At 71.7% G+C, this 24662-nt stretch carries 20 protein-coding genes; 14 read left to right on the plus strand and 6 right to left on the minus strand.

Annotated features, from left to right (window positions below):
• Positions 1-65: 65 nt before the first annotated feature.
• Positions 66-530 carry an SRPBCC family protein gene (locus OHA30_RS27485; protein WP_328916560.1) on the minus strand — a complete coding sequence of 155 codons (465 nt, stop codon included), beginning with the start codon at positions 528-530 and terminating at the stop codon, positions 66-68.
• Between the two features lie 153 nt (positions 531-683).
• Between OHA30_RS27485 and miaB the strand changes: the two genes are divergently transcribed.
• On the plus strand, positions 684-2192 hold the full coding sequence (gene miaB, locus OHA30_RS27490) for a tRNA (N6-isopentenyl adenosine(37)-C2)-methylthiotransferase MiaB (protein WP_328916561.1): 1509 nt from the start codon (positions 684-686) through the stop codon (positions 2190-2192).
• 50 nt (positions 2193-2242) lie between these two features.
• Positions 2243-2959 (plus strand): class III extradiol dioxygenase subunit B-like domain-containing protein, encoded by a 717-nt coding sequence (locus OHA30_RS27495; RefSeq protein WP_328916562.1) that lies wholly within the window; start codon positions 2243-2245, stop codon positions 2957-2959.
• Between the two features lie 155 nt (positions 2960-3114).
• Here OHA30_RS27495 and OHA30_RS27500 read toward each other — a convergent pair whose 3' ends face one another.
• A complete protein-coding gene (locus OHA30_RS27500) occupies positions 3115-3339 on the minus strand; it encodes an antitoxin (protein WP_328916563.1) in 225 nt (74 codons plus the stop codon).
• A 232-nt stretch (positions 3340-3571) separates the two neighbouring features.
• Between OHA30_RS27500 and miaA the strand changes: the two genes are divergently transcribed.
• From miaA to hflX, 5 genes are all read left to right on the plus strand, one after another.
• Positions 3572-4486, plus strand: a complete 915-nt coding sequence (miaA, locus tag OHA30_RS27505; RefSeq protein WP_328916564.1) for a tRNA (adenosine(37)-N6)-dimethylallyltransferase MiaA — start codon at positions 3572-3574, stop codon at positions 4484-4486.
• A 105-nt stretch (positions 4487-4591) separates the two neighbouring features.
• A complete protein-coding gene (locus OHA30_RS27510; protein ID WP_328916565.1) occupies positions 4592-5155 on the plus strand; it encodes a hypothetical protein in 564 nt (187 codons plus the stop codon).
• 95 nt (positions 5156-5250) lie between these two features.
• Positions 5251-6156 (plus strand): diaminopimelate epimerase, encoded by a 906-nt coding sequence (gene dapF, locus OHA30_RS27515; RefSeq protein ID WP_328916566.1) that lies wholly within the window; start codon positions 5251-5253, stop codon positions 6154-6156.
• Positions 6157-6348: 192 nt separating this feature from the next.
• Positions 6349-8559 (plus strand): RelA/SpoT family protein, encoded by a 2211-nt coding sequence (locus OHA30_RS27520; RefSeq protein WP_328916567.1) that lies wholly within the window; start codon positions 6349-6351, stop codon positions 8557-8559.
• A 201-nt stretch (positions 8560-8760) separates the two neighbouring features.
• Positions 8761-10260: a GTPase HflX gene (gene hflX, locus OHA30_RS27525; RefSeq protein ID WP_328916568.1), complete on the plus strand. Its 1500-nt coding sequence runs from the start codon at positions 8761-8763 to the stop codon at positions 10258-10260.
• Positions 10261-10399: 139 nt separating this feature from the next.
• Here hflX and OHA30_RS27530 read toward each other — a convergent pair whose 3' ends face one another.
• Positions 10400-11569 carry a trypsin-like serine peptidase gene (locus OHA30_RS27530; protein ID WP_328916569.1) on the minus strand — a complete coding sequence of 390 codons (1170 nt, stop codon included), beginning with the start codon at positions 11567-11569 and terminating at the stop codon, positions 10400-10402.
• 186 nt (positions 11570-11755) lie between these two features.
• On the opposite strand from OHA30_RS27530, the gene OHA30_RS27535 reads away from it, so the two are divergent.
• The 5 genes from OHA30_RS27535 (at position 11756) to OHA30_RS27555 (ending at position 18219) form a co-directional block, all read left to right on the plus strand.
• Positions 11756-13171, plus strand: a complete 1416-nt coding sequence (locus OHA30_RS27535) for a diaminobutyrate--2-oxoglutarate transaminase family protein (RefSeq protein WP_328918015.1) — start codon at positions 11756-11758, stop codon at positions 13169-13171.
• Positions 13168-15039 (plus strand): IucA/IucC family protein, encoded by a 1872-nt coding sequence (locus tag OHA30_RS27540; protein ID WP_405785159.1) that lies wholly within the window; start codon positions 13168-13170, stop codon positions 15037-15039. Before OHA30_RS27535 ends, OHA30_RS27540 begins: the two co-directional genes overlap by 4 nt.
• Positions 15036-15776 carry a GNAT family N-acetyltransferase gene (locus OHA30_RS27545; protein ID WP_405786045.1) on the plus strand — a complete coding sequence of 247 codons (741 nt, stop codon included), beginning with the start codon at positions 15036-15038 and terminating at the stop codon, positions 15774-15776. The genes OHA30_RS27540 and OHA30_RS27545 overlap by 4 nt, the downstream gene beginning before the upstream one ends.
• Before the next feature lie 60 nt (positions 15777-15836).
• Positions 15837-17597, plus strand: a complete 1761-nt coding sequence (locus OHA30_RS27550; RefSeq protein WP_328916572.1) for an IucA/IucC family protein — start codon at positions 15837-15839, stop codon at positions 17595-17597.
• Between the two features lie 79 nt (positions 17598-17676).
• Entirely contained in the window at positions 17677-18219 is a 543-nt protein-coding gene (locus OHA30_RS27555) for an FHA domain-containing protein (RefSeq protein ID WP_328916573.1), read from the plus strand.
• Here OHA30_RS27555 and OHA30_RS27560 read toward each other — a convergent pair.
• Together OHA30_RS27560 and OHA30_RS27565 are read right to left on the minus strand one after the other, a co-directional pair.
• Positions 18197-19417, minus strand: coding sequence for a serine/threonine-protein kinase (locus tag OHA30_RS27560; protein ID WP_328918016.1), 1221 nt, complete (start codon positions 19415-19417; stop codon positions 18197-18199). The genes OHA30_RS27555 and OHA30_RS27560 overlap by 23 nt on opposite strands.
• Positions 19407-20672, minus strand: a complete 1266-nt coding sequence (locus tag OHA30_RS27565) for an FHA domain-containing protein (protein WP_328916574.1) — start codon at positions 20670-20672, stop codon at positions 19407-19409. The genes OHA30_RS27560 and OHA30_RS27565 overlap by 11 nt, the downstream gene beginning before the upstream one ends.
• 103 nt (positions 20673-20775) lie before the next feature.
• On the opposite strand from OHA30_RS27565, the gene OHA30_RS27570 reads away from it, so the two are divergent.
• Positions 20776-22764 carry an ATP-dependent DNA helicase gene (locus tag OHA30_RS27570; RefSeq protein ID WP_328916575.1) on the plus strand — a complete coding sequence of 663 codons (1989 nt, stop codon included), beginning with the start codon at positions 20776-20778 and terminating at the stop codon, positions 22762-22764.
• A gap of 73 nt (positions 22765-22837) precedes the next feature.
• Here the strand turns inward: OHA30_RS27570 and lexA are convergent, their stop codons facing one another.
• Positions 22838-23617, minus strand: a complete 780-nt coding sequence (gene lexA / locus OHA30_RS27575; protein WP_328916576.1) for a transcriptional repressor LexA — start codon at positions 23615-23617, stop codon at positions 22838-22840.
• 500 nt (positions 23618-24117) lie between these two features.
• On the opposite strand from lexA, the gene nrdR reads away from it, so the two are divergent.
• Positions 24118-24636, plus strand: a complete 519-nt coding sequence (nrdR, locus tag OHA30_RS27580; RefSeq protein WP_328916577.1) for a transcriptional regulator NrdR — start codon at positions 24118-24120, stop codon at positions 24634-24636.
• The last annotated feature ends 26 nt before the right edge of the window (positions 24637-24662 follow it).

Consider the following 24662-nt stretch of genomic DNA (forward strand, 5'->3'; position numbering starts at 1 on the left):
CGAGGCGCCAATGAGGGCCGCCCAGTGCCGGGCCGGGCCGTACAGGCCATGAGTGCGCCCAGGGGTCAGGACGGGACCGGCCGCGGTACGTGCTCGTCGGCGTCCTGCCTGACCACCTTCGCCAGCCGGGTCAGCATGCTGCGGTGCCGCAGCTGGACGAGCGCGTCGACGGCCGCGTTGTGCAGCAGCCCCGCCGCTCCCCGCAGGGGGTGTTCGTCGACGACGACCAGGCTCTCCTCACCCCAGGGACGGACCTCGATGGCGATCCTGGCCGTCCCCAGCGGCCCGCTGTCCGCCTCCAGCTCCAGCAGCCGCGGCGGCTCCACCCGGCGGACCACGGTCCGGCCGTGACCGGTCCACGGACCCAGCCGGATGCTGTACTCCAGATAGGCGTCCAGGCCCGGCCAGCCGGGAGGTCCGGGCTTGGAGTCGTGGACCCCGACGACCCAGTCGTTGTATCGGGTGGGGTCGGCGAGGACCGCCCACACCTGCTCGGGGGGCCGGTCGATGAGTTGGTGCCGTACCGCCATCGGTCCTCCGCGGGAAAGTACGCCGACCGTCGGCTTGTACGACCAGCGTAGGAACGTCCGGGCCCGGCGGCTCGCCGACTGCGCCACCCGGGCGGCGGGGCGGAGGAGCGCGGGGGGTCCCGAGCTTCCCCGGGCAGCGCCTACCCTTGTCGCATGACCGCGCAGGACGCTCCCACTCGCAGCTACGAGATCCGCACCTATGGGTGCCAGATGAATGTCCACGACTCCGAGCGGCTGTCCGGCCTGCTGGAGGCGGCGGGATACGTCCGGGCTCCGGAGGGCGCCGAGGGCGCGGACGTCGTGGTCTTCAACACCTGCGCGGTGCGCGAGAACGCCGACAACCGCCTCTACGGCAACCTCGGCCAGCTCGTGCCCAAGAAGGCCGCCAGGCCCGGGATGCAGATCGCGGTCGGCGGCTGCCTGGCGCAGAAGGACCGCGACACCATCGTCAAGCGCGCCCCCTGGGTCGACGTGGTCTTCGGCACCCACAACATCGGTCAGCTGCCGGTGCTGCTGGAGCGGGCCAGGATCGCCGAGGAGGCCCAGGTCGAGATCGTCGAGTCGCTGGAGACCTTCCCCTCGACGCTGCCGTCGCGCCGCGAGTCCGCGTACGCCGCCTGGGTGGCGATCTCCGTGGGCTGCAACAACACCTGCACCTTCTGCATCGTGCCCGCACTGCGCGGCAAGGAGAAGGACCGCAGGCCCGGCGATGTGCTCGCCGAGGTCGAGGCACTGGTCGCCGAGGGCGTCATCGAGGTCACCCTGCTCGGCCAGAATGTCAACGCCTACGGCTCCGACATCGGGGACCGGGAGGCGTTCGGCAAGCTGCTGCGGGCGACCGGCGGTGTCGAGGGCCTGGAGCGGATCCGCTTCACCTCGCCGCACCCGCGCGACTTCACCGACGACGTGATCGCCGCGATGGCCGAGACGCCGAACGTGATGCACCAGCTGCACATGCCGCTCCAGTCCGGATCCGACCGGGTGCTCAAGGAGATGCGCCGCTCGTACCGGCAGGATCGTTACCTCGGCATCATCGACAAGGTGCGCGCCGCGATGCCGGACGCCGCCATCACCACCGACATCATCGTGGGATTCCCCGGCGAGACCGAGGAGGACTTCGAGCAGACGCTGCACGTGGTGCGCGAGGCACGCTTCGCGCAGGCGTTCACCTTCCAGTACAGCAAGCGCCCCGGCACCCCCGCGGCCGACATGGACGGCCAGATCCCCAAGGCGGTCGTGCAGGAGCGGTACGAGCGGCTGGTCGCCCTCCAGGAGGAGATCTCCTGGGAGGAGAACAAGAAGCAGGTCGGCCGCACCCTGGAGGTGCTGGTCGCCGAGGGCGAGGGGCGCAAGGACGACGCCACGCGGCGGCTGTCCGGGCGCGCGCCCGACAACCGGCTGGTGCACTTCGAGCGTCCCGCCGAGCCGGTCCGGCCGGGCGACATGGTGACCGTCGGGATCACCTACGCCGCACCGCACCACCTGCTCGCCGAGAAGGCACCCCTGGCCGTACGCCGTACCCGGGCCGGTGACGCCTGGGAGCGGCGCACCGCGGCGCCCGCGCCGCAGCCGGCCGGAGTGATGCTGGGGCTGCCGACAATCGGCGCACCGGCTCCTTCGGCGCCGAGCCCGTCCGCGGTGGGCGGCTGCTCCTTCGAGTGAGTTTCGAATGAGCGCCGGGAGCGCGGAGCTCCGCCGGTAAGGTTCCGATCATGCTGGTCGCCGCTGCCGTGTGCCCGTGTCCGCCCCTGCTGGTCCCCGAGGTGGCGGCAGGCGCCGCGCCCGAACTCGACCCACTGCGGGCGGCGTGCGCGGACGCCGTGGGCGTACTGGCCGCCTCGCGGCCGGAGCGACTGGTCGTCGTCGGTCCCGCGGAGCGGCCGGGCCGAGGGGTCTTCCCGCCGGGAGCCGCCGGCTCCTTCCGTCCCTTCGGTGTCGCGCTCGACGTGACCCTGGGCGCGCCCTCGCCGGGGGCGGAGGCCGACGACGTACCGCCGCTGCCGCCGTCGCTGGCCGTCGCCGCGTGGCTGCTGCGCGGGTGGAGCGCCGCGCCCGTGGAGGGGCTGGGGGTCGGCGAGCAACTGGAACAGGAGCGGTGCGCGGTGGCCGGACGGGCCGTCGCCGGGTCGGCCGGGCGGGTCGCCCTGCTGGTCATGGGGGACGGCAGCGCCTGCCGTACGGTCAAGGCCCCCGGCTACCTGGACGAGCGCGCGGAGCCCTTCGACGCCAAGGTCGCGGCCGCCCTCGCGGACGCCGACACCGAGGCGCTTGCCGGGCTCGACCCGGAACTCGCCCGGACACTCAAGGTCGCGGGCCGCGCGCCCTGGCAGGTGCTCGCGGGGGCCGCACAGGACGCCGGTCTCGGCGGCCAGCTTCTGCACGAGTCGTCGCCCTATGGCGTCGCGTACTACGTCGCGACCTGGACGTAAGGCGTACGGGCCACCGGTCCGGGCGTGGAGGCGGCCGAGAGCGGTCCCGGGCGTGGACAAGCCGCGGACGGTGGAAATCCGCGGCTGTCCGGTACGGATCACGGATAAACCGTGTCAGCCCGCCTTGGGTCGTGTCTGTGTCGGGCGGGACGTCGTCAGGAGGAGCCGCCGCCCTTGTCCCGGGAGTCACCCAGGGCGCCCTTCGCCTTTTCCACGCCGGAGTCGATCTTGCCGCTGTATTTTCCGCCGGTCTTGGAGTCGGCGGTCCTGGCGGCCTTGTCCATGCCCTGGTCGACCTTGTCCCGGTGCTGACGCGCGAGGTCGCCGGCCTTGTCCTTCGACAGGCCGAACTTCTCCTTGAGCGTGTCCATAAAGCTCATCTGGCACCTTCCCTCGATTTCCCTCGGAGATGACGGCCAAGGGGCGGGCGCGACGCCCTCTCGCATCCGGTGATGTACCCGGCCAAGATTTGGCCAAATCATCACAAAAACGCCCTTCTCTGCTCTCGACCATACTCGCGCCGGGGACATTTCGCGCCAGCACCGAGTGGATCCGGAAATGCCGATGATCATTCGATCGCGACCGGTCGTCGAAGTGCGGGAGACTGGCAGGGTGAAGAACCGTGTGATCACCGTCGTCGGCCCCACCGCGGCAGGGAAGTCCGACCTGGGCGTCGCTTTGGCCCGTGCCCTGGGCGGCGAGGTGATCAACGCCGACTCGATGCAGCTCTACCGCGGCATGGACATCGGCACCGCCAAGCTCCCCCTGGAGGAGCGGCAGGGGATCCCGCACCACCTCCTGGACATCTGGGACGTGACCGAGGCCGCCAATGTCGCCGACTACCAGCGGCTGGCGCGCGCCGAGATCGACCGCCTGCATGCGGCCGGCCGCGTCCCCGTGCTGGTCGGCGGCTCGGGGCTGTACGTGCGGGCCGTCATCGACGTGCTGGAGTTCCCGGGCACGGACGCGACAGTGCGCGCCCGGCTCGAAGCCGAACTCGACATGCGCGGCTCCGGCGCCCTGCACGCCCGGCTGGCCGCCGTCGACCCCGAGGCCGCGCGTGCCATCCTGCCGAGCAACGGCCGCCGTATCGTTCGCGCCCTGGAGGTCGTGGAGATCACCGGGCAGCCGTTCACCGCGAACCTCCCCAGCCATGAGCCCCACTACGACACCGTGCAGCTCGGCGTCGACGTCCCCCGCCCCGAGCTCGACGAGCGCATCACCCTGCGGGTCGACCGGATGTGGGAGGCGGGGCTGGTCGCCGAGGTTCGCGCCCTGGAAGCGGAAGGGCTGCGCAAGGGCCGTACGGCGTCCCGGGCGCTCGGCTATCAGCAGGTGCTCGCCGCGCTGGCCGGGGAGTGCACCGAGGACGCGGCGCGTGCCGAGACGGTACGGGCCACGAAGCGCTTCGCCCGCCGCCAGGACTCGTGGTTCCGGCGCGACGCGCGGGTGCACTGGCTGACCGCCCGTGGGAGGGAACTCACGGACCAGGCGCTGGCGTTGCTCGAAGAAGCGGTCACAGCCTGATCACGTGATGGCATCGGGACGCTCCGGCGTCCCGGACAAGCCCCCCGCCCGTGCCATCATCGAGCATCGAGCTACGGTGTCGGAGACTTGGGAGGGCGCGTGGCGATGGCAGCCGGCCCACGCGACACCCCACCGGGGCGCGACACGACGGCCGACCCGGACCTGTCCCGCAGGCTGCGGGAGCCCACCGCGATCCCGGAGTCCCGGCACTCGCAGGAACCGCTGGGAGCCCCGTCGGCCGGAGAGCCGCTTGAGCGACTGGAACCGCTGGAGTCCCTGGACGGTCTCGTCACCCTGGAGTCCGTCGACGTGCTGCCCTCCATGGAGGAGGGCCAGTCCTTCCGCGAACTGCGGCCCCAGCGGCGGCTGCGCGTCTGGCAGCTGGCGCCCATCATCGCCCTGGCGGTCGGCGGGTCCCTGATGTTCGCCTTCCCGCTCGCCTTCGAGTCCGGGGACGCCGGGCCCGTCGTGGCCATGCTCGGACTGCTGCTGTGCTGCTGCGCGGCGGGCTGGGGTCTGATGGCCGCCCGGCGGATCGGCCAGACCTGGCCCGGGCTGCCCGCCCGCGGCTCCGGCGCCCGCCCTGACTGGCGGTTCGTGGCGGGCTACAGCCTGCTGATCGTGATCCTGGCCGTGCTCGCCGTCTGGCGCGTGGCCCGGCTGCGCTGAGCCGCCGCCCACCGGCCCGCGCACGGCGGTTCTCCGCCGCGCTGCCGCGTACCGCCCATGTCACCCCTATCGAGCGCTCCGCGTACGATCGACATGTGACTGACGCGCGCCACGACACCACCCCTCTGGCCTTCCTCAAGGGGCACGGCACCGAGAACGACTTCGTGATCGTCCCCGACCCGGACGCCCGTATCGACCTGTCCGCCGCCGATGTCGCCCGGCTGTGCGACCGGCGGGCCGGTATCGGCGGTGACGGGCTGCTGCGCGTCGTCCGTTCGGCCGCCCACCCCGAGGCCGCCGCGCTCGCGGCCGAGGCCGAGTGGTTCATGGACTACCGCAACAGCGACGGCAGCATCGCCGAGATGTGCGGCAACGGCGTACGCGTCTTCGCCCGCCACCTCCAGCGGGCCGGGCTCGCGGACGCCGGTGACCTGGCGATCGCCACCCGCGCCGGAGTGCGCCGGGTGCACATCGCCAAGGACGCCGCCGACGGGACGCCCGGCGACATCACCGTGGGGATGGGCCGGGCCGTGCTGCCCGGAGGCGATGTCACCGTCACGGTGGGGGAGCGCGACTGGCCCGCGACGCACGTCGGGATGGGCAATCCCCACGCGGTCGCCTTCGTAGACGACCTCGACGACGCGGGGGACCTGCTCCGGCCCCCGGCCGTCACCCCCGCCGAGGCGTATCCCACCGGTGTCAACGTCGAGTTCGTGGTCGACCGCGGGCCCCGCCATGTGGCGCTGCGCGTGCACGAGCGGGGTTCGGGCGAGACCCGGTCCTGCGGCACCGGCGCCTGCGCGGTGATGGTCGCGGCCGCCCGCAGGGACGGTCTGGACCCCGCCGTCACCGGAAACCCCGTCACCTACACCGTCGATGTGCCCGGCGGACGCCTGGTCATCACCGAAGACACCGACGGGCAGATCGAGATGACCGGTCCCGCGGTCGTCCTCGCGGAGGGCGTTCTCGACCGCGACTGGCTCAACGCCCCGGCGTCCTGACCGCCGAAGCGCAGGGCCGAACCGGACGTATGCGGTCACTATTCCCGTACGGGTTCCCTCGAACGGGTGATGGGGATCACTCTCGGCGAGAGCGTCACAGCCGCACGTGGTGGGCTCGGTAGCATCAATCACCGGCGCGGCCCCACGGGTCGTGGAGGCTTCCGCAGCCGGTCCACGCTGCCGGAGGGCCCGATGAGCGCAGACAACGCGGTGGACGCGGAACGCACCGCGGAGGTGGGCCGGCGCGGTCTGCGCCGTATCGACCTTCGCCGGATCGATCTGCGCAGGCTGGGCCGGGCGGCGTTGCTCGGCCCGGGCGGCCGGGACCGACTGCCCGGCGCGATCGAGCATCTGATCAAAGTGCACCGCGCGCGACATCCCGAATCCGGTCCCGCGGCGATCGAGACCCTGCGCCGGGCGTATGTGCTCGCCGAGTCCTCGCACCGCGGCCAGACCCGCAAGAGCGGCGAACCGTACATCACCCATCCGCTGGCCGTGACCCTCATCCTCGCCGAACTGGGCGCCGAGACCACCACGTTGACCGCCTCTCTCCTCCACGACACCGTCGAGGACACCGAGGTGACGCTCGATCAGGTACGTCTCGGCTTCGGCGAGGAGGTCAGCTATCTGGTCGACGGTGTCACCAAGCTGGAGAAGGTCGACTACGGCGCCGCTGCGGAACCCGAGACCTTCCGCAAGATGCTCGTCGCCACCGGCAGCGATGTCCGGGTGATGTCGATCAAACTCGCCGACCGGCTGCACAACATGCGCACCCTGGGCGTGATGAGGCCCGACAAGCAGGCCCGGATCGCCAAGGTCACCCGCGACGTTCTCATCCCGCTCGCCGAACGCCTCGGCGTCCAGGCGCTCAAGAGCGAACTGGAGGACCTGGTCTTCGCGATCCTCCACCCCGAGGAGCACGCCAGGACCCGGGCCATGATCGAGGCCAACGCCTCCGGCCCGGACCTGCTCGGCGCCATCGCCGAGGAGCTGCGGTCGGTGCTGCGCGAGGCGGGCATCGCCGCAGAGGTGGCCATCCGGCCCCGGCACGCGGTGTCCGTCCACCGCCTGCTGCTCAAACGCGGCGGCGCCGAACTCGGCGGCTGCGACTTCGGCCGTCTCCTGGTGCTGGTCGCCGACGACGCCGACTGCTACGCCGTACTCGGTGAACTCCATACCTGTTTCACTCCCGTCATCGCCGAGTTCAAGGACTTCATCGCCTCTCCCAAGTTCAACCTGTACCAATCGCTCCACACCGCGATCGCCGACCGGCAGGGCCGGATCGCCGAAGTCCTGGTCCGCACCCGCCGGATGCACCGCGTCGCGGAGGCCGGAGTGATCGCCCTCGGCGACCCGCACGCCGTCGCCGAACTCCCGCAGGCCGCCGACGGCGCAGGATCCGCACCCGCCGGAGGCGACGCGGGTGCCGCCCCGGCCGAGGGCTGGGGGAGGGTCGACCCCACCCAACCGGGCTGGCTCGCCCGGCTGCTGGAGTGGCAGCGCGCCGCTCCCGATCCCGACACCTTCTGGACCGCATTGCGCGACGACCTCGCCCAGGACCGCGAGATCACCGTCTTCACCACCCAGGGCGGCGACGCGTCCAGCACCTGCCGCCTCCCCGCGGGCGCCAGCTGCGTGGACGCCGCCTACGCGGTGCACGGCGAGGCCGGCCACGCGTGCGTCGGCGTACGGGTCAACGGCCGGCTGGCCCCGCTCGGCACCCGGCTGCGCGACGGCGACACCCTCCAGCTGCTGATGGACGACTCGGCCACCTCCGGACCCGACCCGGACTGGCTCGAGCACGCCACCACCCCGGCGGCCCGCATCGCCATCACCCGCTGGCTGGCCCAGCACCCCGCCGTGTCCGGCGAGGACCAGCCCGACGACACGCCCGCCGTACGCCCGGCCCGCGCCGCCGGCGCCGTCCCCGACGACGACGCGGTGGCCGTGACCGACCTGCCGGGCGCGACCGTACGCCTGGCGCGCTGCTGTACGCCCGTACCGCCCGACCACGTGACCGGCTTCGTGATCCGCGGCGGCACGGTGGCCGTCCACCGCGCCGAGTGTCCGACCTCCCTGCGCATGGCCGCCGCCGGCCGTATCGCCGTACCCGTCCGGTGGCGCGACGGCACCGCCGCTGGCGGCTACCGCGCCACCGTGCTCGCCGAAGCCCTCAGCCGCCCCCGGCTGCTGGCCGACCTCACCGAGGTGATCGCCGGCCAGGGCGTCGGCATCGTGTCCGCCGCGGTGGAACCCCCGCAGGAGCACCGGGTCCGCCACACGTACACGGTCGAGCTGCCCGACCCCCAGGCTCTCGGTCCCCTGATGCGGGCGATGCGGTCAGTGCCCGGCGTCTATGACGTCTACCGCGCCCAGCTCGCCGTCACCGGCGCCAGGAACTGATCACACTGAGTGAACGGTCGCGGACACTCCGCTGTTCCGCGCGACTGTCACCCACACGAGTGATTCTGTTCGGGCGGGCCGTGACGTCCCCTTTCGCGGCCCGCGGTGAAACCCACGTGACCGCGCCGCCCCGGCGTGCGACCATCGACAGTGACGGCGCACGCACGGCCGCCACCGTTGACCGTACGACCAAAGGACGCAATGACCTCCTCCTCTTCTTCCTCTTCGAACAACCGCCAGCGCCTCCCCGAGAGCCTTCGGGCCGACGCCCTGATGATGGAAGAGGACGTCGCCTGGAGTCATGAGATCGACGGGGAGCGGGACGGCGACCAGCTGGAACGCTCCGACCGCGCCTCACTGCGCCGGGTCGCCGGACTCTCCACCGAGCTGGAGGACGTCACCGAGGTCGAGTACCGGCAGCTGCGCCTGGAGCGCGTGGTGCTCGTCGGTGTCTGGACCTCCGGCACCGTGGACGACGCCGAGAACTCGCTGGCCGAGCTGGCCGCCCTCGCCGAGACGGCGGGCGCTCTCGTCCTGGACGGTGTCATCCAGCGCCGCGACAAGCCGGACCCGGCCACGTACATCGGCTCGGGCAAGGCGCAGGAGCTGCGCGACATCGTCGTGGAGACCGGCGCCGACACCGTGGTCTGCGACGGTGAGCTGAGCCCCGGCCAGCTCATCCACCTGGAGGACGTCGTCAAGGTCAAGGTGGTCGACCGCACCGCGCTGATCCTCGACATCTTCGCCCAGCACGCCAAGTCCCGTGAGGGCAAGGCGCAGGTGGCGCTCGCGCAGATGCAGTACATGCTGCCGAGGCTGCGCGGCTGGGGTCAGTCGCTGTCCCGGCAGATGGGTGGCGGTGGTGCTGGTTCCTCCGGCGGCGGCATGGCCACGCGTGGCCCCGGTGAGACCAAGATCGAGACCGACCGGCGCCGCATCCGCGAGAAGATGGCCAAGATGCGCCGTGAGATCGCGCAGATGAAGACCAGCCGCGATCTCAAGCGCCAGGAGCGCAAGCGGCACAAGGTGCCGTCGGTGGCCATCGCGGGCTACACCAACGCGGGCAAGTCCTCGCTGCTCAACCGGCTCACCGGGGCCGGCGTCCTGGTGGAGAACGCGCTGTTCGCCACCCTGGACCCGACCGTGCGCCGGGCGGAGACCCCTTCGGGGCGGCTCTGCACGCTGGTCGACACCGTGGGGTTCGTCCGGCACCTGCCGCACCACCTGGTCGAGGCGTTCCGCTCCACCATGGAGGAGGTCGCCGACGCCGACCTGATCCTGCACGTGGTGGACGGCTCGCACCCGGTGCCCGAGGAGCAGCTGGCGGCGGTCCGTGAGGTGTTCCGCGAGGTCGGCGCGCTCGACGTGCCCGAGATCGTCGTGATCAACAAGGCGGACGCGGCGGACCCGCTGGTGCTTCAGCGGCTGCTCCGCAACGAGAAGCACGCGATCGCCGTCTCCGCGCGCAGCGGGCAGGGCATCGACGAGCTGCTGGAGCTTCTCGACGAGGAACTCCCGCGGCCCGACGTGGAGCTGGAGGCCCTGGTGCCGTACACCCACGGCGGTCTGGTCTCCCGTGTGCACGCGGGCGGCGAGGTGCTGTCCGAGGAGCACACCGGTGACGGCACCCTGCTCAAGGTGCGGGTGCACGCGGAACTGGCGGCGGAACTGGCGCCGTTCACCCTCGCCGCCCGGCACTGAGCGGCGTGTGACCGGTACATGAGCGGCATCTGAGCGCCTTCGGCGCCCGGCCCGCTCGGTGCACAGGTGCGTAAGCGCAGCGGCACACAGGTAAGGACCCGTCTCCAGGAGGCGGGTCCTTACTCATGTCAGCCGGCCCTCAGCGGAACTTCGCGCTCACATCGTCGAACACCTTCTTCGCCTCCGCGCCCAGCCGCGGCCCCGCCAGCCAGGTCGTCGTCACCGGCCCGATGGACGTATTGCTGACCAGCGCACGCTTTCCGTCCGGCCGGGTCGCGAACCAGCCACCGCCCGACGCGCCGCCCGTCATCGTGCAGCCGATCCGGTACTCCGTCGGCGCCTGCGCGTCCAGCGACAGCCGCCCGGGCCTGCCCGCACAGGTGTACATGCGCTGGCCGTCGTACGGCGGCGCGGCCGGGTACCCCCACGCGTCCACGGTGCCGATCCGCGTCGCCGGGGGCGCGTCGAACCACACCGGCGCCGCCGCTCCGACCGTCTCCTGCAGCGACTTGCCGCCGGCCCCGCTCTCCGGCTTCACATGCAGCACCGCGAAGTCGTACGGCGACCCCTTGCCGCCCGTGTCCGAACCGCCGCTGATCCACTGGTCCGATGTGCTCGCCCAGTCCGCCCAGTAGACGCCGTACGGTGCCAGCACGTCCCGCCCGGCGTTCTTGAGCGCGGCCGCGTCCTTGCCGCCGTCGTTGTAGGAGGGCACGAAGACGAGGTTGCGGTACCAGCCGCCGTCCGTGCCCGCGTGCACGCAGTGGCCCGCCGTCCACACGAGGTTGGACTTGCCCGGGTGCGCCGGGTCCTGCACCACGGTGCCGGAGCACACCATCGAGCCCTTGGGGCTGTCGAAGAACAGCTTGCCGGCCCCCGGGGCGTTGTCGTGGTAAGGCGTCGAGACCTGACGCGCCGCCACAGACGCGGGCGCCGGATCGGTTTTGCCCCGGTCGGCGGGCACGTCCGAGGGCACCTGCTTGTCGTTCTGGTCGGCCCCCTTCATACGGGCGTCGCTCCACAGGCCGTCGATCACCGGGTTGACGAAGTCCGCCGCCTTGCGCAGCCAGGTCGCCTTGTCCCAGTTCCGCCAGCCGCCCTTCCGGTATGCCTGCTCCCACTTCTTGAGGTCGTTGAGGCTGGTGGGGAAGGAGGTGGGAAGCGCGGGCACCCTCGGAATGTGCGCCTTGGCGACCGCGGTGTGTTTGGCGTCCGCCGCGCTTCCCGACGGTCCGCACGCGGTGGCGGTGCCCGCGAGCAGTACGGCGGCGGCCGCGGCGGCCACGAACGGCCTGCGTATGGATGGCATGGACGTGCGCCCCCTGGGATCCGTGCTTCTGTGCTGCCGGATTCAGGGACGGCGGTGCGACGGTGGCCGGTTCCGCACGGAAAGTTCTGACGGTCGCCCGTGATCGCTTTGTCACCGCGTCGTTAGTACGGAAGGGGGGAAAGACTTGTGCGGAGGCCGACCGGGAGGAGTGAGCACATGGCGGCCATGCGGAGCGCGCCGGGACAACGGGCGGCGTCGGCCGACGACTTGACCTCGGCGGAGGGGATCCTGCGCCGTCAGGCGCTGCGTGAGTCGGCGGCCCGCACCTACGCGCGGTCGCTGCCCGTGGTGCCGGTCCGGGCCCGCGGGATGACGGTGGAGGGCGCCGACGGCCGCCGTTACCTCGACTGTCTCTCGGGCGCGGGCACGCTGGCCCTCGGCCACAACCACCCGGTCGTCCTGGAGGCCGTCAGAGGCGTCCTGGACTCCGGCGCCCCGCTCCAGGTGCTCGATCTCGCCACCCCGGTCAAGGACGCCTTCACCACCGCCCTGTTCGAGACGCTGCCGCCGGCGCTGGCCGCGCACGGCCGGATCCAGTTCTGCGGGCCGGCGGGTACGGACGCGGTCGAGGCGGCGATCAAGCTGACCCGGATCGCCATGGGGCGCACCGGACTTCTGGCGTTCTCGGGGGCCTACCACGGGATGACCACCGGGGCCCTCGCCGCCACGGGGGACACCGTGGCGCGTGCCGCCGTTGGCGAGGCGGACGCCCGGGTCACCCGGCTACCGTATCCGTATGACTATCGCTGCCCGTTCGGGATCGGCGGTGACCGGGGCGCGGAGCTGTCCGCGCGCTGGACGGCGCATCTCCTCGACGATCCCAAGGGCGGGGTGCAGCCGCCGGCCGCGATGCTGCTCGAAGCGGTGCAGGGCGAGGGCGGTGTGATCCCGGCCCCCGACGCGTGGATGCGCCGGATGCGGCAGATCACGGAGGACCGCGGCATTCCGCTGATCGTGGACGAGGTGCAGACCGGCGTCGGACGCACCGGCACTTTCTGGGCCGTCGAGCGCAGTGGCGTCGTGCCCGACATCATGGTGCTGTCCAAGGCGATCGGGGGCAGCCTCCCGCTCGCGGTGATCGTCTACCGCGAGGAACTGGACGGCTGGCACCCGGGTGCCCACGCGGGCACCTTCCGCGGCAATCAGCTCGCCATGGCCGCGGGCACCGCCACGCTCAACTTCGTACGGCTGAACGCACTGCACGAACGCGCCGGGGTGATCGGCACCCGGATGCTGTCCCGGCTGCGCGGACTTGCCGCGCACCACGCCTGTATCGGTGATGTACGCGGGCGTGGTCTGATGATCGGCGTGGAGCTCGTCGACACCGAAGCCGAACCGGACGACTACGGAGCACAGCCCGCCGCACCGGGGCTCGCCGTCCGCGTCCAGCAGGAGGCGCTGCGGCGCGGCCTGATCGTGGAACTCGGCGGCAGACACGGCAGCGTCGTCCGCCTGCTGCCGCCGCTGACCATCACCGACGAACAGGCGGAAGCCGTGCTCGACCGGCTCGCGGCAGCCGTCGAGGCGGCGACCGCCGCCGTCAACCCGGCTCCGGCCCTGACCCGCGGAGGCACGGTATGAATCCGGCCGCCGACACCACCCGCCGCCACGCGGTACCGACAAGTGAGGCCCCTGGCATGACCGCACGCGTGGAACCCGCCTCCTCCGACAGCACCACGACCGTGCCGCCCCAGCGCGCGCGCGTCACCCTCGGCGCCACCGGTGCCGACCCGCTGACCCACCCCGATCCGTACGCCGTCGCCGACGCGGCCGGCACGGAGAACCTGATGCGCTGCTGGGCACGCGAGACAGGGCTCACGCAGCCCGCCGACGGGGTGCTGGTCGTCCCGCTCCCGGCCAGCGGCACCGAGATCAGGACGGCGGTCCACCACTGGTCGGCGACCGGGCACCACCGCTTCGGCACCATCCACCTCGCCACCGCCGACCACCGGCCGCTGACCGCCGTGGCGCTGGCCGCCCTGCTGGCCCGTGAGGGCGGCGGGGACCCGGCGGAGGGCGCTGACCTGGTGGCGCGGGTGGCCGACTCCGTACGCCGCACCGCCGTCTTCGTCACCGACCGCCGCGAACAGCCCGGTGACGCCGACCCCGGCCTGCCCTTCCTCGACTCCGAACAGGCCCTGATCTTCGGCCATCCGCTGCACCCGACACCCAAAGGACGCGAAGGGCTCGGCGACGAGGAGAGCGCCGCGTACTCGCCCGAGTCGCGCGGCTCCTTCCCGCTGCACTGGCTTTCCGTGGACGCCCGCCTGCTCGCCACCGACTCCGCCTGGACCGAGCGCGGCCGTACGGTGGCCGCTCCGGATCTGCTGGCGGCGTTCGCCGGGCCCGGTCTGCGACTGCCGGACGGTGCCGCCGCGCTGCCGCTGCACCCGTGGCAGGCCCGCGACGTCCGTCACCGGCCGAATGTGCAGCCCCTGTTCGACTCGGGGCTGCTGCGCGACCTGGGCCCGCTCGGGGACCCCTGGCATCCCACGTCCTCGGTGCGCACGGTCTACCGGCCGGACTCGCCCGCCATGCTCAAGCTGTCGCTCGGGCTGCGCATCACCAACTCCCGCCGGGAGAACCTCCGCAAGGAACTCCTGCGCGGCACCGAGGTCCACCGGTTGCTGCGCAGTGGCCTCGCCGCCAGGTGGCACGCTGTCCACCCCGGCTTCGACATCGTGCGCGACCCCGCCTGGCTCGGTGTCAACACCCTGGACGACGAACCGGTCCCGGGCCTCGACGTGGTGCTGCGGCACAGCCCGTTCGGCCCCGGCGACCAGGCGCACTGCGTGGCCGGGCTCACCTCGCCGCGCCCCTGGCCGGGTCTGGAGGCGCCCGCGCTGCAATCCCGGCTCGCCGTACTGGTCGAGCACCTTTCGGCCCGTACGGGACGCCCCGCCACGGCGGTCGCCACCGAGTGGTTCCTGCGCTATCTGGACGCGGTGATCCGGCCCGTGCTGTGGCTGGACGGCGAGGCGGGGATCGCCCTGGAGGCCCATCAGCAGAACACCCTTGTCCTCCTGGACGCCGAGGGCTGGCCGTGCGGCGGTCGCTACCGCGACAACCAGGGCTACTACTTCCGTGAGTCGCACCGCGCCGACCTGGAGAAGGCGCTGCCCGGCATCGGCTCGGCCAGCGACACCTTTGTCGCCGACGAGGTCGCTGACGAGCGCTTCGCCTACTACCTCGGCATCAACAACGTCCTCGGTCTCATCGGGGCCTTCGGCTCCCAGCGACTCGCCGACGAGCAGGTGCTGCTCGCCGCCTTCCGCCGCTTCCTGGAGGGTGTCGGCGGCCGCAGCGGGCTGCCCGAGCGGCTGCTGAACGGCCGTCAACTGCGCTGCAAGGCCAATCTGCTGACGCGCTTGCACGGCATGGACGAGCTTGTCGGCCCCGTCGACACGCAGTCCGTCTACGTCACCCTGCCCAACCCGCTGGCCCGCTGAGCGGCGGCCCGGGACCAGGAGAGGAAGGAGTTCCGTTGCCATCAGCCGACTCCAGCACCGAGGACACTCTCGATCTGAAACTGCCCCCCGAGGTCCTCGCCCTCTTCGCCGCCACCCCTCCGGGGCCGACGGACACTGTCGAGCGGGTCGGTCCGGCGGCCCGGGCCGACCTGCTCGACAGTGTCGCGGGCTGGGCCGCCACGGCCACGCCCGCCGGGTCCTTCCGGCTGGTACCGGTCGACGTGGCCCGGGACCTCGCCCTGATCGCGCGGTGGATGAACGATCCGGCAGTCGCCGAATTCTGGGAGCTCGCCGGTGGCCCCGATGTCACGGAGGCCCATCTGCGCGCGCAACTGAACGGCGACGGCCGCAGCCTGCCCTGCCTCGGCGTCCTCGACGGCGCACCCATGAGCTACTGGGAGATCTACCGCGCCGACCTCGACCCGGTCGCCCGCTTCTACCCGGCCCGGCCGCACGACACCGGCCTGCACCTGCTCATCGGCGGCGTCGCCGACCGCGCCCACGGCCTGGGCAGCACCTTGCTGCGTACCGTCTCTGAACTGGTCCTCGACCACCGGCCGGCCTGCGGCCGGGTCGTCGCGGAGCCCGACCTGCGCAACACCCCCTCCGTCGCCGCCTTCCTCACCGCCGGCTTCCGCTTCTCCGCCGAGGTCGAACTGCCCGGCAAGCGCGCGGCCCTGATGATCCGCGACCGCGCCCTGCGCGACCTGCTCTGACACGCCCTCGCACGGCACCGTCCGACGCTGTCTCCTTCCGTCTCCCGCAGGAGCCCACTTGTGACCACCGCAACCCCGTCCGACTCCGCCGCCTGGCAGAACGCGAGCCGGCGCCTGCTGGCCAAGATGCTCGCCGAGTTCTCCTACGAAGAGGTGATCGTCCCCGAGCCCGACCCCGCCGCAGGCCCCACCGCGTACCGGATCACGCTCAGCCACGAGGTCACCTACCGCTTCCGCGCGCGCAGGGGCGCGTACGGCAGTTGGTACGTGGACGCGGACAGCATCACTCCGGACGGTGACCCGCTGCACTTCCTGGCGAGCGGCCACGACGGCGTGCTCGGCATGAGCGGCGACACCACAGGGCACCTCATCCGGGAACTCCTCGCCACACTGCGCGCCGACGTACGGACCGACACGACCGCCCTTCCGGCCGCGGAACTCGCCGAGCTGGACTACGCCGACCTCGAAGGGCACCAGACCGGCCACCCCTGGCTCGTCGCCAACAAGGGACGTATCGGATTCTCGGACGAGGACGCGGCCCGCTGGGCCCCCGAGTCACGCAAGCAGCACCGGCTGCCCTGGATCGCCGTCCACCGCGACCTCGCCGAATACCGCGGCACCTCCACCCTGGCCACCCCCGATCTCCTCTACGCCGAGGAACTCACCCCCGACACCCTCGACACCTTCCGGCGCATCCTCGCCGACCGGGACCGCGACCCCGACGACTACCTGCTGCTGCCCGTCCACCCCTGGCAGTGGGAGCAGATCGTCGCGCCGCTCTTCGCGCCCGCGATCGCCGACGAATCCATCATCCACCTCACCACTGACAACGACCTCCGGCTGCCCCAGCAGTCGATCCGCACCTTCCTCAACACCAGCCGTCCGCACCGCCGTACCGTCAAGCTGCCGCTGTCCGTCCTCAACACCCTCGTCTACCGCGGCCTGCCCACCGAACGCACCCTCGCCGCCCCCGCCGTCACCGCCTGGGTGCACGAACTGCGCGACCACGACCCCTTCCTGCGCGACGAGACCAGAGTGATCCTCCTCGGCGAGGTCGCCTCCGTCACCGTCAAGCACCCGCAGTACGACAAGCTGCCCACCGTGCCGTATCAGTACCGGGAACTGCTCGGCTGTATCTGGCGCGAACCCCTGGGGGCGTATCTCGAACCCGGGGAGCGCGCCCGTACGCTGGCGGCGCTGCTGCACACCGACCCGCGGGGCAGGGCGTTCACCACCGAACTCGTCGAGCGCTCAGGGCTCGCACCCCGCGTCTGGCTCCGGCACCTCTTCGCGGCCGTTCTGCCCCCGTTGCTGCACTTCCTCTACCGCTACGGCACGGTCTTCTCCCCCCACGGCGAGAACGCCATCGTGGTCTTCGACGAACACGACGTCCCGGTACGGCTGGCCGTCAAGGATTTCGTGGACGACGTGAACGTTTCCGCTCAGCCGCTGCCGGAGCACGCCACGATGCCGGCCGACGTCCGCGACGTACTCCTCACGGAGGAACCCGAATTCCTCACCCAGTTCATCCATTCGGGTCTGTTCGTCGGAGTGCTGCGCTATCTCGCGCCGCTGTGCGAGACACAACTCGACGTGCCGGAAGCGGAATTCTGGGCGCTGGTGCGGGAAGAGATCCTGCGTCACCAGGAACGTTTCCCCAACCACAAGGAACGTTTCGCCATGTTCGATCTGCTCACCCCGCGCATCGAGCGACTGTGCCTCAATCGCAACCGGCTCCACCTCGACGGCTACCGCGACCGCGCCGACCGCCCGCACGCCGCCGTCCACGGCACCGTGCCCAACCCGCTGTACGGGCCCTGACCCGACCGTGCTCCGACCGAACAGCCCCTGAGTCGATACGATTTCCGTAGTGGATGCGGTGTGACGGATGGGGGCGGGGATGCGCGAGGAAACGGGCGCCGGCAACTGCCCGGAGTGCGGTACGCCCGGCGCGCAGCCCGGGCAGCTGATCTGTCAGGGCTGTTTCGTGCCGTTCTCCCTGATGAAGCCGGCCCGTGACGACATCTCGGACCCCGACCCCACCGAAGCCTTGCCACAGGTCGGCCCGGAGGTTGAGCACACCCGCGTCATCGCTGTCCTCTCCGGCACCGCCAAGACCCGCAGGGACACACCTGCCCGCGCGCTGCGGCTGCGTTTCCCCGGCGGCGAGATCGTCCCCGTGGAGCCGGGATATCGGCTGCGGCTCGGCCGTGACCCGCAGATGTGCCCCGCGGTGAACTTCCTCGCCGTGCACGACAACCTGTCGCGTATCCACGCCACTGTCCGTGTGGAGAGCGACGGCTCCGCCTGGATCGTCGACGAGGGCTCCACCAACGGCACGTTCGCGCACGGCTACCGGCTGACCGCCGGGACGGAGGCCCCTCTGCGCCCCGGAGACACGATCCGGCTCGCAGCCGACGTCACTGTCCAGGTATTGACCTGACCGCCGTGTAGGAGGCCACACAGCGCGTCAGCGGGTGCTCGCTGCCCAGTGCGGCGGAAGTTTCCCGCGCCAGCTCCTCCAACCGGCGGACCACGGCCTCGGAGCCGTGCAGGCCCTCCAGAGCGCGGGCCCGGCCGAAGCGCGCCGCAAAGGACGCGGATTCCTCCTCGGCGCCCAGACGCGAAATCTGCTGAAGCGCCTGCCAGTAGCGCCGGTCCGCGTCCACGAACCTGCCGCCCGCCAGCAGCCCCTCGCCCTCCTCCAACAGCGTCCACACCAAATGCCGCGCACTCTGGTCCAGGGCCGTCGGGGTGCGCGGCACCGGAACGGGCCGCAGCATCGCGCGCAGCAGGTCCGCGACCTCGCCCGCGGTCGCCGGCCGGTCCATGGGGTCCTTGGCCAGCATCCGGTGCACCAGCCGGGCGAGTTCGGCCGGCACCTCGGGGCGCCGCTCCCCGATCGGCTCGGGGTCCTCGTGCACATGCAGATACGCGTAGCCCACGGGGCTGCCCGCCGAGAACGGCGGCCCCTCGGCCAGCAGCGCGTACAGCACGCACCCCAGCGAGTACAGGTCGGAGCGCGCGGTGACCTCCCCGCCCAGCGCCTGCTCGGGGGAGAAGTACGGCGGCGAGCCCATCACCGCCTGGGGACTCGTGTAGCGGGTGAAGGTCGGGTCCTGGTGCGCCACGAGGCCGAAGTCGCAGATCTTGACGGTGCCGTCCGGCAGCAGCATCAGATTCTCCGGCTTGACGTCCCGGTGGACGAGCCCCCGTTCGTGGGCGTGCTGGAGCCCGGCGGAGATCTGCATACCGTAAGTGAGCACGTCCCCGACCGGCAGCCCGCCGCGGTCCAGCAGCACCCGGCCGAAGTCCGTGCCTCCCAGCAGCTCCATGACGATGAACGGCCGGCCCTCGTGCTCGCCGGTGTCGTGGACCGTGGCCACATTGGGGTGGCTCAGGGCCGCGGCCGCGACCGCCTCGCGGCGGAACCGGCCCAGCCGCTCATGGCGCACCCGGTCCGCCCACTCGGCGCGCAGCGTCAGCACCTTGACCGCGACCCCGCGGCCGAGCTGCTGGTCGTGGGCCGCGTACACCCGCCCGAACCCGCCGCCGCCCAGCAACTCGTCCAGGCGGTAGCGGTCGCTGAGGACCGTACCCTCGCTGATCTCCCCGACACACCGTCCCCGCTCACTGACGATCCTGCCCCTGGCCCCGCTGCCGGTCCTGCCCGTGCCCCTGCTCGTGCCCCTGCTCGTGCTCCTGGCCGGACGCGGGGCCGTACCTGCGCTCGTACTCCCGCAACAGGTCACGCGGCAGACTCACCATTGTCGGGTCCGCGGCCGCGCCGCCCTGCTGTGGTCCGACGGTACCGTCCGTGGCGTCCTCCTCGAAGACGAACCGGCGGCCGCTGGGCAGCAGTTCCAGCCGGTCGTGCAGGACGACGGAGTCGCCGCGGCGCAGTTTCCACTGTGTGCCGTGGTGCAGCGGCAGGAGTTCGTCGCCTGTGGGGCGGCTGCGGCGCACCCGGGTGCCGTTCGCGCTGCGCTCATCCACGACGGTCAGACCGCTGCCGTCGTACCGCAGCACCACATGGGTGCGGCTCACCGAGTCGACCGCCGTGTCGTCGATCCAGGCGCCGAGGGCCACTCCGCCGTCGGCCGGGGCGCGCCCGACCGCCAGCGGCTCGCCCACCGTCACCATGAAGCGGCCCCTGACCGTGCCGTCCATGAGGATCTTCACCTGGGCGCGGCTCGGCCTGGGACCGACATCGGTGAGCGGCAGGCCGTGCGTCGGGCACAGCACCCGGTCCCCGCGGCGGCGGGGGAGCGAGGTGCTGGGGCGGCCGGCCGCGCCGAAGAGCGGGCAGTCCGCCTCCGGGCAGCGCCAGTCCCGGCTGAGCACGGCCCGGTGCGCGGACGGCGCCCAGCGACGCAGCACCCCGGCCTCCAGCAGCAGACCCTCCTCCTCCTTGCGGGAGACCTGCCACTCCGGCGGCACCGGCATGATCCTCGGCCGCACCCCGATGGCACCGTCCGGTCGCAGCCATGGGCGCAGAAATCTCTCGCGGTCGCCCGGTATCCATGGATAGGCGCGGTGGAAGTCCAGGAAGTTGTCGGCGCTGACCACCCGCAGCTCCAGGGCGTCGGCCAGCTCCAGGATGCGGTCGTCCGCCCGGGGAAGCACCTCGAGCAGCCCGTCCCGGTACCACTGCTCCAGACGCTTCCGCTCCCGCGCCGTGAGCCGGCCGTCGGTGAGCAGGGAACGGTCGGTGATCGCGTACACCTGTACGGAAGGGTCGCGGGCGAACTCCGCCAAGGCGTCGAGCAGGCCTTCGAGCCGGGCCAGATCCGCCGCTCTCTCCCCGCCCAGCGCCGGTTCGCGCACGACGTTCGCGACATCGATGACGTACTCGGCGGCGGAGGCGTCCAGCGTCAATCGGCTCTCGCACTGCATGCGACCAGAAGCTAGCACCGCCCGAGCGGACGGGTCCGGGGAATGATCGGCATCGTCGGACCGGGACCGCGCTGTCAGTGGCTCGCCGTAGGCTGGCCTCCCTATGACTGCCAAGACCCCACCCGCGCTCACCGACCTGCTGCACGCCGCCGTCACCGCCGTCGGCGGCCTGGAGCGGGCCGGTCAGGTCACCATGGCCCAGGCCGTCGCGGCCGCCGTGGACGACCAGTCCCACCTGCTCGTCCAGGCGGGCACCGGCACCGGAAAGTCCCTCGGCTATCTGGTGCCCGCGCTCGCCCACGGCGAGCGCGTCGTGGTGGCCACCGCCACCCTCGCCCTCCAGCGGCAGCTCGTCGAGCGCGACCTGCCGCGCACGGTCGAGGCGCTCAAGCCCCTGCTGCGCCGCGAGCCGCAGTACGCGATGCTCAAGGGCCGTTCCAACTATCTGTGTCTGCACCGCCTGCACGAGGGCGTACCGCAGGACGAGGGGGACGGCCTCTTCGACCCCTTCGAGGCCGCCGCGCCGACCAGCAAGCTCGGACAGGACCTGCTGCGGCTGCGTGACTGGGCCGACGAGACCGAGACCGGCGACCGGGACGGGCTCACCCCGGGCGTCTCGGACCGGGCCTGGAGCCAGGTCACCGTCACCTCCAGGGAGTGCCTGGGCGCCACCAAGTGCGCCTATGGCGCCGAATGCTTCGCCGAGGCCGCCAGGGAGCGGGCCAAGCTCGCCGATGTGGTGGTCACCAATCACGCGCTGCTGGCGATCGACGCCATCGAGGGCGCGCCCGTGCTGCCCAGCCATGAGGTGCTGATCATCGACGAGGCGCACGAACTGGTCTCGCGCGTCACCGGGGTCGCCACCGGCGAGCTCACCCCCCTCGGTGTCAGCCGGGCGGTCAAGCGCGCCGCCAGGCTGGTCAACGAGAAGGCGGCCGACGCGCTGCTGAGCGCGGGCGAGGGGTTCGAGCGCCTGATGGAACTCGCCCTGCCCGGGCGGCTGGAGGAGATCCCGGAGGATCTCGGTTACGCCCTGGCCGCGCTGCGGGACGCCTGCCGGCAGGTGATCGTCGCGCTGGGCGACACCCGCGACAAGTCCGTGCAGGACGAGGACGCGGTGCGCAAACAGGCCCTCGCCGCGGTCGAGCACGTCCACGACGTCAGCGAACGCCTTGTACAGGGCTCGGAGTACGACGTGGTGTGGTGCGAGCGGCACGACCGGTACGGGGCGTCGCTGCGGGTCGCGCCGCTGAGCGTGTCCGGGCTGCTGCGCGAGAAGCTGTTCACTGAGCGTTCGGTGGTGCTCACCTCGGCCACCCTGAAACTGGGCGGTGACTTCAACGGGGTGGGTGCCTCGCTCGGCCTGGCACCCGAGGGCACCGTGGGCGAGGACGTACCGCAGTGGAAGGGCCTCGACGTCGGTTCGCCCTTCGACTACCCCAGGCAGGGCATCCTCTACGTGGCCAGGCATCTCGCGCAGCCGGGGCGGGACAGCAACCGGGAGGACATGCTCGACGAACTCGCCGAGCTGATCGAGGCCGCCGGTGGCCGTACGCTCGGGCTCTTCTCGTCCATGCGCGGTGCCCAGGCGGCCGCGGAAGCGATGCGGGGGCGGCTGGACCATCCGGTGCTCCTGCAGGGCGAGGAGACGCTGGGGGAGCTGATCCGCGCCTTCGCGGAGGACGCCAGGACGTGTCTGTTCGGGACGCTGTCACTGTGGCAGGGCGTGGACGTGCCGGGGACGAACTGCCAGTTGGTCGTGATGGACCGGATTCCGTTCCCGCGGCCCGACGATCCGCTGATGAGCGCCCGGCAGAAGTCCGTCGAGGAGAACGGCGGCAATGGCTTCATGGCGGTCGCGGCCACCCACGCGGCGCTGCTGATGGCGCAGGGGGCCGGCCGGCTGATCCGGGCGACGGGCGACCGGGGAGTGGTGGCCGTCCTTGACCCCAGGCTGGCGAACGCCCGCTACGGGAGCTTTCTGCGCGCCTCGATGCCCGAGTTCTGGTACACCACGGACCGCAACCAGGTGCGGAGGTCGCTGGCGGCGATCGACGCGACGGCGAAGGTCCCGGTGGGCGAAACCGTTTGAGGCGGTCAGTGATGGGCACGGCGAGGCCCCGGAACCCGTGCTGGGATTCCGGGGCCCGAGGGGAGTGGCCGGCTCACACCCGGCGCAGTACGGCCACCACCTTGCCGAGGATGGTCGCCTCGTCACCGGGGATGGGCTGGTAGGCCGCGTTGTGCGGCAGCAGCCACACATGGCCGTTGTCCCGCTTGAAGCGTTTGACGGTCGCCTCGCCGTCCAGCATGGCCGCGACGATGTCGCCGTTCTCCGCCACGGGCTGACGGCGTACGGTCACCCAGTCGCCGTCGCAGATGGCGGCCTCGATCATCGAGTCACCGACCACCTTGAGCACGAACAGCTCGCCGTCGCCGACCAGCTGACGGGGGAGCGGGAAGATGTCCTCGACTGACTCCTCGGCGAGGATCGGGCCGCCCGCGGCGATCCGGCCGACCAGCGGGACGTACGACGCGGAGGGCTTGCCGGTGGTGTCGGTGGGCTGCGAGTGGCCGGCGTCCGAGGCGCGGACCTCGTACGCGCGCGGCCGGTGCGGGTCGCGGCGCAGGAAGCCCTTGCGCTCCAGGGCCATCAACTGATGGGCCACCGAGGAGGTGCTGGACAGCCCCACGGCCTGGCCGATCTCGCGCATGGAGGGCGGATATCCGCGACGCTGCACCGAGTCCCTGATGACCTCGATAACGCGCCGCTGCCTTTCCGTGAGTCCCGAGCTGTCGGCACGAATGCCCGGCGGGCGGCCGGGAAGCGAGCGGGCGGGCTTCGGGGCGCTGTCTTCGTTCATCACGTCCAACGGGCCGATTCGATCCGGGGAGCGGTCATGTGCGGCCAATGCGGCTGCGGCGCTCTCTGCGGTGGTGGTCACGGCGGCCCCTTTCGAGATGTTCTCCACCGCATGGACTGCGGTCGGCCCGCCTTCGTGCGCGGGCAGTTAGTACAACGGTAGTGGGTTTCGAAAGGTTGCGCCAAACACACGTTCGAGTGAATTTGCATAAATCCGCTGACGTGATCAAGGTACCGGGTGTATCGATCGAATGGAAGTTCGATTGCGGCACATTCGATGACTCTCCGCCGAGCCCTGCGAGCCAGTGTGTCACCCCCGCCCCGATGACGTGCCGCGCCGCTTCTTCCCCTACGCTCTGGGGCGTCCCGACTACGACACGCGGGACAGGGGTGCTGCGCCACCGCCACCAGATCTAGTGGTTGGATAGAGCCCAGCCACCACAAGTTGTGGTTGCGAAGTGGATTCGGTGGCTCCATCGCCAGCCGGATCGCCTATGCTTGTGGCGGCTTCGAAGGCCCGTACGGGCCTGTCGAAAACGTCTTTGTCGTGCGCTCACCACGGGTGAGGGAGGGAGTGGAACCGTGCACTGTCCCTTCTGCCGACACCCCGACAGCCGTGTCGTCGACAGCCGCACCACCGACGACGGAGCCTCGATCCGCCGGCGGCGTCAGTGCCCGGACTGCGGTCGGCGGTTCACCACCGTCGAGACCGCGTCGCTCATGGTGATCAAACGCAGCGGCGTCACCGAACCGTTCAGCCGTAACAAGGTGATCGCGGGCGTGCGCAAGGCTTGCCAGGGACGGCCCGTCACCGAGGACGCCCTCGCCCAGCTGGGGCAGCGCGTCGAGGAGGCGGTCAGGGCCACCGGCAGTGCCGAGCTGTCCACCCACGACGTCGGACTGGCCATACTCGGCCCGCTCCAGGACCTCGATCTCGTCGCCTATCTGCGCTTCGCCAGTGTGTATCGGGCCTTCGACTCGCTTGAGGACTTCGAGAGGGCCATCACGGAACTGCGCGAGCAGCTTCCGCCCACCACTCCTGGCGGGCTCGACGAGGACCTCGGAGTCCCCGTGGCCGCGCCCGCTTCCGCCGACGGCTGAGCGGCGCCAGGACCAGGATTTGCCGG

The organism is Streptomyces sp. NBC_00223, from assembly GCF_036199905.1.
Taxonomy (GTDB): domain Bacteria; phylum Actinomycetota; class Actinomycetes; order Streptomycetales; family Streptomycetaceae; genus Actinacidiphila.